Annotated in this window: 10 protein-coding genes; 2 read left to right on the top strand and 8 right to left on the bottom strand. The window is 70.0% G+C overall.

Annotated elements, in window-relative coordinates; all coding sequences use genetic code 11:
- Positions 1–109 precede the first annotated feature (109 nt).
- Entirely contained in the window at positions 110–478 is a 369-nt protein-coding gene (locus ACFVXE_RS33990) for an HIT family protein (protein ID WP_389677069.1), read from the top strand.
- A gap of 271 nt (positions 479–749) precedes the next feature.
- Here ACFVXE_RS33990 and ACFVXE_RS33985 read toward each other — a convergent pair whose 3' ends face one another.
- Both ACFVXE_RS33985 and ACFVXE_RS33980 read right to left on the bottom strand, forming a co-directional pair.
- On the bottom strand, positions 750–2,882 hold the full coding sequence (locus ACFVXE_RS33985) for a hypothetical protein (RefSeq protein WP_389677067.1): 2,133 nt from the start codon (positions 2,880–2,882) through the stop codon (positions 750–752).
- A gap of 166 nt (positions 2,883–3,048) precedes the next feature.
- Positions 3,049–4,884: a hypothetical protein gene (locus ACFVXE_RS33980; RefSeq protein WP_389677065.1), complete on the bottom strand. Its 1,836-nt coding sequence runs from the start codon at positions 4,882–4,884 to the stop codon at positions 3,049–3,051.
- 276 nt (positions 4,885–5,160) lie between these two features.
- On the opposite strand from ACFVXE_RS33980, the gene ACFVXE_RS33975 reads away from it, so the two are divergent.
- Positions 5,161–6,321 (top strand): ROK family protein, encoded by a 1,161-nt coding sequence (locus ACFVXE_RS33975; RefSeq protein WP_389677063.1) that lies wholly within the window; start codon positions 5,161–5,163, stop codon positions 6,319–6,321.
- 24 nt (positions 6,322–6,345) lie between these two features.
- Here the strand turns inward: ACFVXE_RS33975 and ACFVXE_RS33970 are convergent, their stop codons facing one another.
- The 6 genes from ACFVXE_RS33970 to ACFVXE_RS33945 form a co-directional block, all read right to left on the bottom strand.
- Positions 6,346–8,742, bottom strand: a complete 2,397-nt coding sequence (locus tag ACFVXE_RS33970; RefSeq protein ID WP_389677061.1) for a glycoside hydrolase N-terminal domain-containing protein — start codon at positions 8,740–8,742, stop codon at positions 6,346–6,348.
- A complete protein-coding gene (locus tag ACFVXE_RS33965; RefSeq protein WP_389677060.1) occupies positions 8,739–9,272 on the bottom strand; it encodes a carbohydrate ABC transporter permease in 534 nt (177 codons plus the stop codon). Before ACFVXE_RS33965 ends, ACFVXE_RS33970 begins: the two co-directional genes overlap by 4 nt.
- Before the next feature lie 2 nt (positions 9,273–9,274).
- Positions 9,275–9,628, bottom strand: a complete 354-nt coding sequence (locus ACFVXE_RS33960) for a hypothetical protein (protein WP_389677059.1) — start codon at positions 9,626–9,628, stop codon at positions 9,275–9,277.
- A gap of 16 nt (positions 9,629–9,644) precedes the next feature.
- Positions 9,645–10,604: a carbohydrate ABC transporter permease gene (locus ACFVXE_RS33955; protein WP_389677058.1), complete on the bottom strand. Its 960-nt coding sequence runs from the start codon at positions 10,602–10,604 to the stop codon at positions 9,645–9,647.
- Complete coding sequence (locus ACFVXE_RS33950; RefSeq protein WP_389677056.1) at positions 10,604–11,905, bottom strand: ABC transporter substrate-binding protein; 1,302 nt, start codon at positions 11,903–11,905, stop codon at positions 10,604–10,606. The genes ACFVXE_RS33955 and ACFVXE_RS33950 overlap by 1 nt, the downstream gene beginning before the upstream one ends.
- A gap of 1,501 nt (positions 11,906–13,406) precedes the next feature.
- Positions 13,407–14,582 carry a low temperature requirement protein A gene (locus ACFVXE_RS33945; RefSeq protein ID WP_389677054.1) on the bottom strand — a complete coding sequence of 392 codons (1,176 nt, stop codon included), beginning with the start codon at positions 14,580–14,582 and terminating at the stop codon, positions 13,407–13,409.
- Between the last annotated feature and the right edge of the window lie 429 nt (positions 14,583–15,011).

Below are 15,011 nucleotides of genomic sequence, written 5' to 3'. Positions count from 1 at the left end.
ACGACGGGTCATCACAAGCCCCCAGGCGGCGAGGCGACGTTCCTCTGCTACCGGCCTACTACGGCCCTGAACCGCCGTCAACAAACCACCACTAGTGCACCGCGGCGAAGTGGCCCAGTCCTACCTGTGGCGCTCCGGCCAAGTCCGGGGCTACGCCGTCGTCATCTTCACCGCACGACACGTCGCCGAACCCACTGAGATGTCGGAAAGGGAAGCGACCGCCTTCTGGCGCGACGCCCGCGCCGTGGGCCGCACGATCGAAGAGCACTACCAGCCGGTATTGAAGATGAACTACCTGCTGCTCGGCAACGCGATCCCGCACGCACACTGGCACCTGGTACCGAGCCGCGAGGCAACCAAGGACCCGGCGCCCGGCGGGCCGGTGCCCTTCGCCCTGCTCGACCACGGCCGCCAGGACGAGGCTCTGCTCCAGCGCGATGCCGCAGCCCTGCGACGGCTGCTGAGAGGAGCAGCGTGAGCCGGGCGCACGCCGCAGCAGCCGGCCGCCCGGAAAAGACAGTCGGCCTCACCGGAAAGAGCCCGGCTCCACCCCCCTCGGCACGGCATGCCGTGCATCTGACGGCGGACTGTGCCGTCCTCGGCCGGGCCCCTACCAGCACCTGGCCGAGGAGTTCGAGCGGCGCCTGGTGGTGTCGGGCTCGGGTGGCCGGCCCTGGGTCCTGTTGTTCAGGCCCTTCCACAGTCGTCGGCTGCAGGACCTCCGGTCCGAGCTGGTGAGACGGCTCCCGTCATTCACCACGCTGGTCGCAACGTGCGACAACTTCGCCCGGTACGACTCCCGTCAGCGCGCAGAGGTGGCGGCGATGGTGGATCTCGATGGGCTCGCCGTCATGGTCATGAATTGCCCGATCATTGTCGCCCTCCGGTGTCCAGTCCACGAGCAGCCAGCCGCGGTGCGGCAGGTCCGCGTCGAGCACGAGCGTCGAGCCGGCCGCGGTGAGCGGCACTGCCGTGGGAGCGGCGAGGGGCGCGAGCAACGTTGCCTCGGCGCTCCCTACGCGCGCGGGCAGGACGAGTCGCGGACGGGCCGGGTCGGCGCTGCCGTTGGCGACGGCCAGGCGCAGCCCCCGCTCGGTGCGGGCGAGGCGGGGCACGAGGTGGGGGCCGCCGCTGACCAGCGGCAGGCGTGGCTGGTCGCCCTCCAGGTGGCGCACCATGGCGTGCAGCAGCCGCTGCCCGTCGTCGTCGTACGGGAGCAGGTCCGGTGACGTGGCGGCGAGGACGGCGACGCGTCCACCCAGGGTGTTGGTGTGGACGCAGCGTCCGGCGCCCCAGTGCTGCCGGTCCGGGGTGAGAACGCTGCTCCACACCTGGGTCCCGGCGGCGGGTTCCAGCCGCGCCAGGGCCGGCTGGCCGTTAACGCTGAGGAAGACGTCCTCGTCACCCAACTCCGCGGCGGGCAGCACCTGCTCGAGGGAGTACGGGCCGGGCGCGGCCGCCCCCTCGCGCTCGACGATCTCCGGGACGGTGAGGCCCAGCAGGCCGGCGAAGCCGCGCTCGCTCAGCACGTACGCGGCGGTGCCGTCGAGCAACAGGCCGCCCGCAAGCAGGCACCGCACCTCGTCGTCGTCGAAGGCCCAGGCCGCCTGCCCGAACAGGGCACGCACCGGCGCCTCCCCGGCCGTCACGGGGACGCCGTAGCGCAGTAGGAAGTCGGCCGCGCCCTCGGGGCCGGCCGCCAGGTCCGCCAGCCGGCCCGGGCGGCTCGTGCGGACGTGGGCCGCAGCCTGTGGGTGCACGGGCAGGCTTACGCCGAACGTGCCCAGCTCCTCGCGCCCGCGCTCTGCCAGCAGGTCCAGGGCCGGGCGGGCGCGGCGCAACAGGTCGGCGACGCGCGGGTGGCGCCGGGCGCGGCCGGAGTGCATCGGATGCAGATTGAGGAACAGCGCGTCGGCGCCGGACAGTTGCGCGGCGGTCATCTCCGACCAGGTCTGCGTATCGGACTTGGACCAGGCCGTGTGCGGCCAGTTCTCGATCTCGGGCTCGGCGCGGACCCCGGCGGGCCGCAGCACCCGCTGAAGTTCCAGCAGCCATACGGAGCGGCTGAGCGCGCGGCCGGGCGCGTCACTGTAGACGGCGAAGTGGGGGCGATGGACAGCCTCGCCGTCGATGGCGAGGGCGTGGAACAGGGCGTCCCAGTTTCGGCCTTCGACGCCGTGCACCGCGGGCTCCGAGCTCATCAGGCCGACGCGGGAGCGTCCGCCCGAGTGCTTGCCGACTGCCTCCGCGACCTCCGCGGCGACCTCCAACTGCGCGGCGCGCCACACCTCCTGCAGCAGCGCGCGCCACGAATGCGGTTCTCCGGGAGCGGTCACCGCGGCGACCACTTGCTCGCGTGTCACGGGCTTGCCGGCCAGTAGGGCGAGGCGCTCCAGCATCAGCGGCTCGAAGCCGCCGCCCCACTGAAGCGGCGCGTGGTTGTGGAAGCGGAAGTCGTCCTCCAGCCACAGCACGCGGAACCCGAGATCGGCGAACCGGGCGTAGTGCGCGGTCAGCCAGGAACGCCACAACGGACAGGCGAACGACGCCTGCCCGGCCGCCGCCCTCCCGTCGGGGCCGACCATGGGCGCGAAACCGTGCCGGTCGCGCCGACCGCGGTCGGCGTGCCCGGTGGTCACCCACGGGTTCAGGCTGACGTCCAGTCCAGCGTCGCGCAGGACCGCTGCAGAGGTGGCGGCGGTGTCGTAGAGGAGGTCTTCCTCCGCACCCGTCGGATGCCCTCCGTGCAACTCCTCCGCGGCGAGCAGCAGGACGACCTCGTCGACACCGGCCTCCTGGCAGAACGCCGCGAGTTCGGCGGCCTGGCGGGCTGTGTCCTGGCCGGACGGGATCTGGAACCGAAGGTGGTACCGGGCGGGCACGTGAGGGCCTCCTCGAAGGGGCTGTCGGCGGGGCCTGCAGGCCCCGCCGCGTGGATGTCTGGTCAATGGGTCGAGTGGGGCCCGCCGGGCCCGCACCGACCGCGCCGTGGGCGGCGGTTGCGGGACCGGCGGACGGCTAATTCCGTACCCGGTCGGACGGACGGCGTCAGTGGCCGTGGCCTCCGCCGTGGTGCGCAGCCTTGCCGACGACGGTGAACTTCAGAGTCTGCTCAGCGGCCGTCCGGCCGCCGCCGACCGTGGATCCGGTGGCGTCGGTCCAGGCCCGGGTGGGCGTCGTCTCAGCGAGTCGGCTCCCATTCCCGGACATTCCGATCACCAGCCCGCTGTAGCGGTTGACCAGCCGGAAAGTGTCCGTGGACTCGCCGTCGGCGGACGAGCCGGGGACGACGAACCACTGCTGGCCCACCGACGGCTTGCCCCCGGGCGCCGGCGTCACCGTGGGCGCGGCGCCCCAGGCGCGGCCGGATGTCTGCCCGGAGTCGACGCCGAGCAGCTGCCGGGTGGAGGCGTTCGCGATGCGGTACGAGCCGTCGCCGTTGGAGGTGAAGATCCAACGGTTGAGGGCGGAACCGCTGTCCGCGGTCCGGGAGGTGGTGGCCTTGTTGTTCGCGATCTGCGCGAGGATGCGGCCGCCTCCGTTGGCGATGGTGTACGCGGCGTTCGGGTCGACGGGGGCCGCCGGGGTGCTGGTGCCGATGGTGGTGTCGTAGTACTCACCGTCGGCGTTGTTGGAGCAGAAGAACGAACAGTAGCTGCGGAAGGTCTTGCCGACGATGGTGGAGCCGGTCTTGTTCACGGAGTCGACCATCCAGCGGTACCAGGAACCGGACTTGTAGGCGCCCGAGTCGCCGGCGAGCGTCCACTTCTGGGTGGCGAGGTTGTCGGTGACGTAGAAGCGCTGCGGCTCCGTGCCGTCCTGCTTGATCGTCTCGGGCTCGCCGACGTACAGGCCCAGATAGGCGTTGTAGGCGATGTTCATGGTCAGCAGGTCCGACTTGGGCGGAAGCGTGCCGGCCGCGATCTGGTCGGGGACCGCGCCGGGGTTGGCCGGATTGTAGTCGTTCGCGACGGGTGTGTAGCCGGTCGGGTGGGCGGCGTCGACCGGGGTCATATTGCTCTCCAGGCCGCCGATGCCAGGCTGGGACCAGGAGCCGTCATACCACTTGTGCCATGTACCGGGTGCCATCTTCCCGGACATCGGGGCGCGGACGACGTGCGCCAGACTGTCGTTGCCGCCCGCGACTCCGCCCTTCGGGATGACGCGGGAGTTGTAGTAGACGTAGAAGTAGCCGGAGGCGGTGTCCACGAACAGCCGCGGGTCACCGTTGCCGTAGTCGTAACTCTGGTTGGGGAAAGCCGTGTTGTCGCCGCGCTTGGTGCTGTACGGCGAGGTGATGACGTGGTCCTTGATGTCCCAGGTGCGGCCCTGGTCGGTGGAGACGGCGTAGTCGATCGAGTCGTAGTGCAGCCCGTCACCGAAGGGCTGCGGCGTGAACTCGTTGTGGACCAGGCCGTACCATGTGCCGGTGTCGGGGTCCACCCACACGCCCATCAGGTCACAGAAGTTCTTCTGTGAGTAGTACGAAGTGTCGGAGTTGTACGTGGCCTCGCGGCCGGTGGGGCTGTTGTTGCACCGCCAGGTGGTGTCGTTGTTCTTGTCCTGGGAGTTGGCGGGGTTCACCGCGTCGCTGATCGCGTTGCGGGTGGTGTTGTCGAAGTCCTTGCCGCTGTAGAACGACCAGGTGCGGCCGTCCGTCGGGCCGTAGTTGGAGTGGGCGGACTGGTAGTAGAACGTGCCGTCCTTGTCGATGTACGGGCTCGATGGTGTGTCGTCGGGGCGGTTCCAAGCGCCCTTGGCCCCGACGGTGACGGTGTACGCGGGCGAGGCCGCAGATGCCGGCGCGGACGCCAGCGCTCCGATCAACACCGCGACGGTCGCGGCCAGTGCACCGGCGGTCGTTCCTATGGAACGAGCTGACACAGGTACTCCTCTCGTGACTTTGAGAGTGCTTCACAGCAGCACGCTTATTAGTTTCAATAGAATCCGAACTAATGTAGAGGCTGTCAAGGTTCGTGACCGGATCCCTCTCGATCCGGTGTGATGCGGGCGCTTGGCATCATGAGAGCTGTGCAGGCCCGAAGTAGAAACGAGAACCGAGTGAAGGCTGACCCTCACGCGGCGCGATCGTCGAACGCCGCCCTTGCCGAGCCGTCCCAGCCGCGCGACCGGCGATCCATCCGCCGTACGAACCTGGGGGTGGTGCTGCGAATCCTGCGCGACTCCGGTCCGCGATCGCGCGCCCAGATCGCCACCGACACCGGCCTGCCCAAGCCGACCGTCACCAGCCTCGTCGCCGAGCTCCTCGCGCTGGGCCTGGTGCGCGAGGGGCCTGCGCAGCGCGAGGGCGCCGTGGGCCGCCCGGGCACGCTGGTGCACATCGACGGCCGGCACATCTGCGGCATCGGCGTGGAGATCAGCACCAGTTATGTACACGTCCTCGCGCTCACGCTCAGCGGGGCCCGTGCCTTCGAGCACCGCACGGCGGTGGCGGTCGCCGAGTCCGGCACCGACGAGGTGCTCGATCTGACGGCGCGGTCCGTCCGGGCCTGTCTGGCCGCGCTGGAGCGTGACGGGATCCGTCCCGTCGGTGTCACGCTCGCCGTGCCCGGCGTGATCGACGCGCACACCGGCACGGTGCACTACGCGCCCGCCCTGGGATGGCGCGGCGTACAGGTCGTCGACGGGCTGCGGGCCCGCCTGGAGCAGCCCGTGCCCCCGCTCACCGTGGAGAACGACGCGAAGCTCGGTGCCATTGCCGAGTACGTACAGGCGCAGGGTGCGGGCGTACGGGACATGGTGTGCATCACGGGCGAACGCGGCATCGGCGCCGGCATCATCAGCGGCGGACAACTGCTGCGCGGGGCCAGCGGATTCGCGGGCGAGGTCGGCCACATGCCGCTCGATCCGGAGCGGCGGCAGTGCGTGTGCGGACGCCTCGGCTGCTGGGAGACGATGGTCGGACTGGACGCGATCCTCCGGCTCGCCACCGACGTCGACGACGAGGTCCACGACCCGGACGTCGAACTGGAGAACCGGCTGGCCGAGTTGCACCGCCGGGCCGACTCCGGCGATGCGCGCACCCGCGAGGCGCTCAGCCACGTTGCCGACGGCCTGGGCCTCGGTATCGCCCTGCTCGCCGATGTCCTCAACCCCGGGGTGGTCGTACTGGGCGGGTACTTCAGTCACATCGGCGATCTGATGCTGGACCGTGTCCGCGAGGTCGTACGCGACCGGGTCATGGCCCCGGACGCCGGGGGCTGCGAGGTCGTGCTGTCCACGCTGGGCTTCCGGGCGGCCTCCCAGGGCGGCGCGTGTCTGGCGCTCGACGCGGTGCACCAGGACCCGAGCGGCATCTGAGGAGTCGGGCGGCCTCCCGCCCGCTCAGCCGGCCGCGGAGAGCCGACAGACAGCGCCGCTCGCCAGCAGCAGCCGCAGCCCGGGGCCGGGCCGGCCCTGCACGTGGCGGGTGTCCCCGTCGAGCGTCATACGCGGGGTGCCGGCGGGGAGGAGCACCTCCACGTCGGCGTCGGCCTCCCGGTCCGCGTACAGCACCGCCTCACCCAGCAGGCCGCCGCGCCACACCAGGTCCACCCGAAGTCCGCCGCGCGCCCGCAGCCCCGTCACCGAGCCGTCCGGCCACGCGGCGGGCAGCGCGGGAAGCAGCCGCAGCAGGCCGTTGTGGCTCTGCAGCAGCATCTCGGCGATCGCCGCCGTGGCACCGAAGTTGCCGTCGATCTGGAAGATGCCGGGCGGGTGCAGGCCGAGCAGGCTCGGTGTGGTGAGGTCGGCGAGGATGCGGCGGGCGTGGGTGTGCGCCAGCTCGGCGTCGCCCATCCGGGCCGCGAGCGCCACCACCCAGGCCGCGCTCCAGCCGGTGTACCCGCCGCCGTTGTCCAGCCTGCGCCGCAGCGTGAGCCGCGCCGCCTCCAGCAGTTCAGGCGCTGTCAGCGGGTCGATGGCGCTGCCGGGGAAGAGGCCGTACAGATGCGTCAGGTGCACATGGCCGGGCTGCTCCTCGGTGAAGTCCTCCCACCACTCCAGCAGACGGCCCTCCGCGTCCGTGCGCGGCCGCCGCAGCCGGGCCCTGGCCCGGTCGAGTGCGGCCGCGAACTCCTTGTCTGTAGCAAGCAGTTGAGCGGCGGCCGCCGTGTTCGCCAGCAGCTCGTCCGCCAGCCAGTAGTCCATCGTGGCACCGGCGGAGACCGCGGCGGGCGTGCCGTCGGGCAGCAGGAACTGGTGCTCGGGCGAGGTCGAGGGGCACGTGACGAGCCGTCCTTCCCCGTCCTCGGTGAGGAAGTCCAGCAGGAAACGGGCGGCGCCGCGCATCAGCGGATAGGCGCGGTCGGCGAGGAAGGTGCCGTCACCGTGGAAGAGGTAGTGCTGCCACAGATGCGCGCACAGCCAGGCGCCGGCCATGGGCCACACCGACCAGATCGGCAGGCCCCCGGCGGGGTTGGTGGTGCGCCACACGTCGAGGTTGTGGTGCGCGACCCAGCCGCCCGCGCCGTAGTATGCCGCCGCCGTGGCTGCCCCCGGATCGGCGAGGTCGGCGAGCAGGTCGAACAGCGGCTGATTGAGGGCGGAGAGACCGCATACGTCGGCGGGCCAGTAGTTCATCTGCAGGTTGATGTTGGTGGTCCAGTTCGAGCTCCACGCCGGGGTGGTCTCGGTGTTCCAGATGCCCTGCAGATTGGCGGGCTCGGTGCCGGGGCGCGACGAGGCGATCAGGAGATAGCGGCCGTACGCGAAGTGCAGCGCCGACAGCCCCGGGTCCGGCTCCCCCGCCCGCAGCGCGTCGAGCCGTGCATCGGTGGGCAGGGCTCTCTGCTCGGAGCTCCCGCCGCCCAGATGCAGCGTCGTGGTGCGGAAGTACCGCCGGTGTTCGGCGACATGGGCGGCGCGCAGGCGCTCGTACGGCTCGGAGGCCGCCGTATCCAGTACGCGTACGACGTCGTCCAGCGGCCCTTCGCCGGGTCCGGCGGGAGACTCCAGATGCCCCCGGTAGCCGGTCTCGACGGCGACCAGCAGTACCACCTCACGCGCACCGCGGACGGTCACCGAGGTCCCGCTGTGCTCGACGGTGCCACCGGTTGCGGCAATACGCAGCCCGGCGGCGAAGCCCGTGCCCGCGTCCGGGCGGTAGTGCAGCGGCGCGTCCTCGCCGAAGGCGAAGTGCGTGGGCGCCCGGCCGCTCACGGTGAGCACACCGCGGTCCACGGCGTGGCGCGCCCCGGGATGGGGTGTGGCGAACCGGGCCGTGAAACTGATGCCGTCCGGCGCCGTCGAGGTGAGACGCGAGACCAGCAGACCGGCCGGCGCCGACACGAACGTCTCGCGCAGCACGCGCCCGCCTCCCGCCGCGTACGAGACGTGGTGCACGGCGGTGTCCAGGTCGAGGGAGCGCACGTACTCCCCCGATGCTTGACTCAACTCTGCGTCGGCAGGCACCAGATGGAGCGCGGCGACGGGCTGGTACGCCTCTCCGAACGGCCCCTGCATGTGCACGGCGAGCTTGTCCGCGCGGGCGTAGTCACGATCGTCCAGGACGGCAGCGCGTAGCGCCGGCAGGTGCTCGGCCCCGCCGGGGCGGTCGCGCGGTCCCGGCATGCCCGACCACAGGGTGTCCGCATTCAGATCGATGCGATCACCCGGGCCGCCGGCGTCCGGCCGTCCGCCGTGGATCATCGCGCCAAGCCGCCCATTGCCGAGTGGCAGCGCCTCGTGGAAGGACCGGGCCGGCTGCCGGTACCAGAGGCGAACTTCAGGTCGGTCGCTCATTTGCCTACTCCTGCGGTCATGCCGTTGATCAGTCGTTGGCCGAGTACGACGAAGAGGACCAGGACGGGCACCATGATGATGACGACGCCGGCGAACAGACCGCCCCAGTCGCTTCCCTGGTACTGCTGCTGGTCGATGAACGACAGCAGCGCCACCGGAAGCGTCCTGCTCCCCCCGCTGGTGAGCATGACCAGGGCGAACATCGTCTCGTTCCAGGCGCCGATCACCTGCAGGATGAACGCCGTGATCAGCCCGTTGCGGGCCATGGGCAGCACGATCCGTACGAAGCTGCGCACTGCCCCCGCGCCGTCGAGGCAGGCCGCTTCCTCGACCTCGACGGGCAGGGCGCGGAAGTAGCCGGTCAGCAGGAAGACGGTGAACGGCATGGCGAGGCCGACGTAGACGAGGACCAGTCCTTGCATGCTGTCCAGCAGTTTCAGATGCGTGAGGTGCTGGATGCGGGCCAGGGCCACGTACACAGGAATGATGATCAACTGCACCGGTACGCCGAGCCCGAGGGCGAACAGCATCGTCAGCGGGCCGCCCGAGCGCCGCTTGGTGCGCGACAGCGCGTACGCGGCCGGGGCCGCGAGGCGAACAGCGAGTTGGCCATCGCCTGGCCGAATCCGCCGGTGCGCCACGCAGCGGTGTAGTTGCTCCACCGAGGGTGTGTGGGCAGCCCGACCGGGTCGTCGAAGATGTCCTTCGAACCGCGGAGCGAGGTGGCGACCATCCACACCAGCAGCAGGATGTTCACCGCACACAGTGCCCGGACCGCGCCGGCACCCAGACCGGCCGGCCGTAGGCGTTGGGAGAGGCTGCGCCGGCGGCGGCGCACCGGGGCGGAGGCCGGCCGGGTGAGTGGGCCCGGTTGTCGGGTCGTCATGGTCATGGCGGTCCTTTCAGGAGAGCTGGACTGCCTCGCGCCGCAGCATCCGCCGCAGGATCACCGCGACGACCGCGATGAGCAGCAGGCTGACGAGCGCGGCGGCGGAGGCGATCCCGAAGTCCCGGGCCGTGTTGGTGGAGAAGGCGGCCTCGTAGACGTAGAGCGCGGAGGTGTACGTGTTGGGGGGCGGCGATCCGCTGACCGATCCGCCGAACACCAGGACCAGTTCGAAGACCTTGACCGTCGAGATCGTCCAGAACACGGCGCAGACGGTGACGACGTCCCAGGACAGCGGCAGGGTCACGTGCCGGAACCGTTGCCAGGCGCCCGCCCCGTCCAGTTCGGCGGCTTCGTAGTACGAGGCAGGGATCTGCTCCACGCCGGACATCAGTACGGTCGTGTAAAAGCCGGTGGCGGCCCAGACCGAGACGGCGACGATCATCGTCATGAGGTTCTGCTCGCCCAGCCACTTCGGTGGATCGCTGATGCTGATGTGGGAGAGCAGGAAGTTGACGATGCCGCTGGGGCGGAACAGCAGCCCGGTCATGATGCCGAACACCAGCGGGTTGACCAGCACAGGGAAGAACAGGACGTATCGGATGAAGTTCCGGTCGGCCATGTCGCGCAGTACGACCGTGATCGCGAAGCTGATCACAAAGACCAGCCCGCCGCCCACCAGCAGGATGAGAGAGGTGTTCTTCAGGGCGGTGGTGAACACCGGATCCCTCGCCAGGCTCACGTAGTTGGCGAAGCCCCGCGACTTGACCTCGGTCAGCCCGTCCCAGCGGTGGAAGCTGAGCCAGCCGCTGAAGCCGATGGGCGCGACGAAGAACAGTACGAACATCACCAGCGCGGGCGTCAGGAACGGCCAGAACGTCAGCCGCTGCGCACGCTCCATGGGGCTGCTCTCCGGACGCCGGGCGGCACGGTGTGCCCGCCGCCTGGCGCCGGGGAGCGCGGTGGAGGCAGCCATCAGCCCTTGGCCTTCCAGTAGTCGGCGTTCGCCTTGGCCGCACCGGATGCGAAGGAATCGGCGCCCGCCCTGCCCAGCCACAACTTGTTGAACTCCGGGACGAGCACCTTGTCCCGCCAGTCGTTGTCGACGTTGTCGTCGGCGAGGCGGGCCGGGTTCTGCTGTATCTGCTGCGCCGCGTCCGCCAGTTCGGCCGGGGCCTGGATGTCGGCCCGCGGGGTGATGTTGCCGGCCTGCGAGGAGACGCCAGTGAGCTGGTCCTTGCGCAGGAAGTACGCGATGAACTGCTCGGCCGCCGCGGCATGACCGGCACCCTTGGGCACGGCGAAACCGAAGGGGACGACGTCCAGGGCGGTGCGGGCCGTATCGTCGGTGGCCGGGAAGTTGACCGACCGCACCTGGAAGCCGGGAGCGAGGAACTGCTTGGTCTCGCTCGGCAGCCAGCTGCCCATCAGGAAGAACACCGACTTGCCCGCAGCCCAGTTGTTCTGCTGCTCGGGGTACTTGGTGGCGTCGTAGCTGCTGCCCAGATAGCCGGCCTTGACGAGCGACTCGACCTGCCGGGCGGCCTTGAGCACCTTCGGGTCCTTGAACGCCGCCCCGCTCTTGTCGCCCGCGACCTCGGCGACCGAACCGCCGTTGCGGTTGAGCAGGTAGTCGAACCAGTACTGGCTCGCCCAGCCCTGATCGGCATCGCTGCCGATGCACACTTTGCCCGCAGACTTCGCCTTGGCACAGATCTTCATCAGGTCGTCGAAGGTCTTCGGCGCCTGCGTGACGAGGGGGTTCTTCCCGTTGTAGAAGAGCGAGACCGTGGCCGTCTCGTACGGGATCAGCCAGGTGCGGGTGTCCTTGGCAGGCGGCAGGATGGACAGCAGCTTGCCCGGTATGACGTCCTGCACCGTCTTGCCGTCACCCGCGCCCATCTTCAACACGGGGCTGAGGTCCTGGAGCTGGCCGCCCGTGCCGAGGGTCGGCATCAGCTGGTCCCAGCCCTGGTCGACCAGGTCGGGCGCGTCGCCGGACAGCATCGCCGGACCCACCTTGTCCAGCACCTTGCGGCCCTGCCACTGGACGTCGACCTTGACGCCGGTGTCGGCGGTGAACTGCTTGATGGCGCCCTGCAGCACCTTGGCCTGCGGCTCGTTACGGGTCCACATCGACCAGTAGGTGAAGCTTTTCGCCTTGCCGCCGCTGTCGCCTGAGCCGTCCGAGGTGGTCGAGCAACCGGACGCTGCCAAGGCGACGAGGACCGCGGCGACCGCGGTGGATCTGCATAGCTTGAAAGACACGCGAGACATGAGTGATCCCTGTGAGGAGGACTGTGCGGTGACAGTGCACGGCGGGGGTGAGCTGGATCCTCGGGGTGTAGGAGATTAATTCGACTAAAGGTCGAACTAACTTGGCCAGTTTCACCATCCCCCGCTGCCGAGTCAAGAGTCCCGACGCACACACCCGTCCCCCAGTGCCGGAGCCGCCCTTGCTGCCAACGGCCCAGCCGAGGGCCTCTACGGTCGGCCGGGTGGGTGGGCGAGTTTGGCCCAGGTGCTGCTGCGCTGGTTGAGCCATGCTCTGCGGAGTGCTTCGGGCTGTTCTGCCTCGATCGGTCGGGGCGCGAAGAGCGGCTCGCCGTGTGTGACCTGTGCCCAGACGAACGCGGATGCCTCTTGGCTTTCGGTCGTCCAGGTTGGGCTGGATGTGACCGGGGACGGGCGGTAGGCAGCTGGTGATCTCTTGCCAGGTGTCGCGGGTCAGAGCCCAGTTGTGGAGTGCTTCGCGGCGTCTGCGGTAGTTGATCGGGATGGTGATGGCGTCCAGGTCGCGGGCCAGGTTGCGCAGGGCTCTGGTGAAGTCCGTCGACCCGTGGTCGTGCATCCACCGGTGGAGCCCGGTTGTCGTGCTGTATTGGCCTCCCATGGGGTTGATGCCGCGGTAGTCGGCCGCGTCACCCATGGCTCCGCCGGCTGCCCACTGGACGAGGAGGACGGCTCCGAGACGGCGCATGGACTTGGCGTAGGGGCCGGGCTCAAGCGGTGCGAGGTGCCTGTCGAACCAGTCCCATTCCATGAGCGCGGGGACGTTCTCCGGGCGGTAGCCGTCGGTGCGGTCAGGGACTCTGGAGCCGCAGCTTCCCGCAGGCCGGCGGGAGGCTGCGGCCCTTCGACCTGCGCTGATGACTCACCAGGTACGACCGGGGCGGTCGCCCGCACCCCCCGCGAGCACGACACCGCCGCGGCGGTGCTTCACGCGGTATAGCCCCTCGGCCCGGGGCCGCGGCCGAGGCGGAGCCAGGCCGCCGGGCTAGCCATTGCCATCGGGTACTTGACGGAGCGTCAGTTACCCGGGTAGTCGTCGATCACGTAGGTGGCCTTGCTGCCGTTCGTGGCGACCGTCAGCGTCTAAAAATCCCCTTCCCGCACACCATTTGGCACGGCCGGAAAAAGGACTACAACACGACCTACGGAAACCAACTTGGCCGTCGGCCAGGTCGTAGGAACGCGAAAATAATCGACCATGGCCCATCTGTATCGGGCAAACGGTGGACAGTTCGATACAGGGAGCCCGGCGGGCGAACCGCCCGTAAGCGAGAGAAGTCATTCGACAGGAAGAGGGACGCTGTCGACTTCTCCGCGAAGGTCGAGGTGGACAAACGAGAGAACCTCTACGTCGATCCCAGCGCAGGCGCAGGGCCAATGGCAGCTGAACACGGTTTCCGTGAGCCGCATGGGCACCATTGGACCATGCCTGGGACCGCACCGCCGTAGAGGCGACACAGGACCGGATACGACGTCCGGCTCCGGATCAGGCCGCGCCGGTCCCGGATGCGGCCAGGCGATTGCGGTGAGCAGGTCCCTCCACGGCGACCGACGCGGCGAGCAGCACGGCCAGTGAGGCGAGCACCACGGCGACCGGGGCGCGCCCGGCGAGCGGGAGCAGCAGGAGCGCCGCCGCGGCGGCCAGGAGGCGGATGACGACCACGGCGTCCCGCGCGGCGAGGAAGGCGGCCCTGATCACAGCGGTCGAGACGAGGAAGAGGGCGACCCCGCCGACGACGCAGCCGGCCGAGACCGCGGTGAGGCGGCTTCCGCTTCCCGCCACGGCGGCGCCCACCGCACCCCCCGTCAGGGCCAGTGCCAGCTGCACGGGGAGGTGCCCGAAGACGTACACGTGCATGAGCCGACCGCCCGAGGCGAGTTCGGCGTGGCCACCCGGCCGGCTGCCGCTCGCGCTGAAGTACGACCACCACAGCCCGGCACAGAGCGCGAAGGCCGCGGCGCCCGTGACCGCGGCGCCGGGGGCGGTACGGGCCGCGACCAGGCCGTCGGTGAATCCGAGGACCGTCTCCCCGAGCACGATGATGGTGAAGAGGCCGAAGCGTTCGCGCAGGTGCTCGGCGTCGTGCCGAGCACCCGCGACCTGTCGTCGCGCGAGCAGCGGCAGAGCCAGCTCCGCGGCCATGGCGACAGCCCAGGTGGCGTACCGTGCGGGGCCGTCCAGGAGCAGCAGCCCGCCGAGCCAGAGCAGCGCGCTCGCCGCCGAGCCGAGCAGATACGTACGGAGCAGCGGCATGAGGTGGGCTTCCCGGCTGACTTCCCAGGCGTAGAGTGCCGCCACACCGCCACGTGCGCAGAGGTAGGAGGCCACGAATCCGGTGTCGGCGCCCGAGCCGTGCCCCACGCCGCCGGCGAAGACCGCCATGCCGGTCACCGCGGCGAGTCCGGCCGTGGTGAGCAGCCGGTGCGCGGTGTTGTCCCGGTCGGCGCGGTTGGCGCGCACGGCGTACAGCACCCAGGTCCACCACAGCGGAACGAACAGCGCCGCCGCGGCGACGACGGACGTGACACCCGGACGGCCGCCGATCCGGTGCGTGATCTGCCCGACGGCGGCGACGAAGACCAGATCTCCGAAGAGCTCGAACCAGGTGGCCCGGCGGCCGCTCTCCGCGGTGACGGCCGCGCCGTCCTCCCTCGGGGACACCGGGGCGACGGGTAATGCGGGAGGGGTCGCTGGGGCGGGTATCGCCACGCCCTCGTCGTCATTCGGCATGACCCCGGAGACTAGCGCCCCCGCGGAAGCCGGGCAGTGCTAGTCCCACCACCGCCGAGCAGGCAAAAACCATGCAACGTGACCGGCGCCACTCTGCGCTTCTCGTTGCGGCCCCACCCTTGATCACCCGGCCCGCACCACCGACATTCGATGCAGACATCGAAGGTTGCATCACCCCCCAAACCTTCATTTCAAAGGCCATCAGGGCGACAGGTCCAACAGCTCAACGAGCGACGGTCGCGTGGCCGATGGGTGCCCATTCCACGAATGTCGGCGACATCGGCCCCTTCGACAACTGATTTCGAAGGTAATGGACGGTTGACGTGACGGATCCCACAGGTTTCTATAGCGCGCCGGGAG

This window comes from Streptomyces sp. NPDC058231 (assembly GCF_042882275.1).
GTDB lineage: Bacteria > Actinomycetota > Actinomycetes > Streptomycetales > Streptomycetaceae > Streptomyces.
Note: the sequence above shows the minus strand (reverse complement) of the source record. Positions and strands in the feature narration are given on the sequence as shown.

Coding starts and splice junctions, on each gene's coding strand:
- ACFVXE_RS33970 (WP_389677061.1), bottom strand. CDS start 8,742: ATGAGCGACCGACCTGAAGTTCGCCTCTGGTACCGGCAGCCGGCCCGG.
- ACFVXE_RS33965 (WP_389677060.1), bottom strand. CDS start 9,272: ATGCTGTTCGCCCTCGGGCTCGGCGTACCGGTGCAGTTGATCATCATT.
- ACFVXE_RS33960 (WP_389677059.1), bottom strand. CDS start 9,628: ATGACGACCCGACAACCGGGCCCACTCACCCGGCCGGCCTCCGCCCCG.
- ACFVXE_RS33955 (WP_389677058.1), bottom strand. CDS start 10,604: ATGGCTGCCTCCACCGCGCTCCCCGGCGCCAGGCGGCGGGCACACCGT.
- ACFVXE_RS33950 (WP_389677056.1), bottom strand. CDS start 11,905: ATGTCTCGCGTGTCTTTCAAGCTATGCAGATCCACCGCGGTCGCCGCG.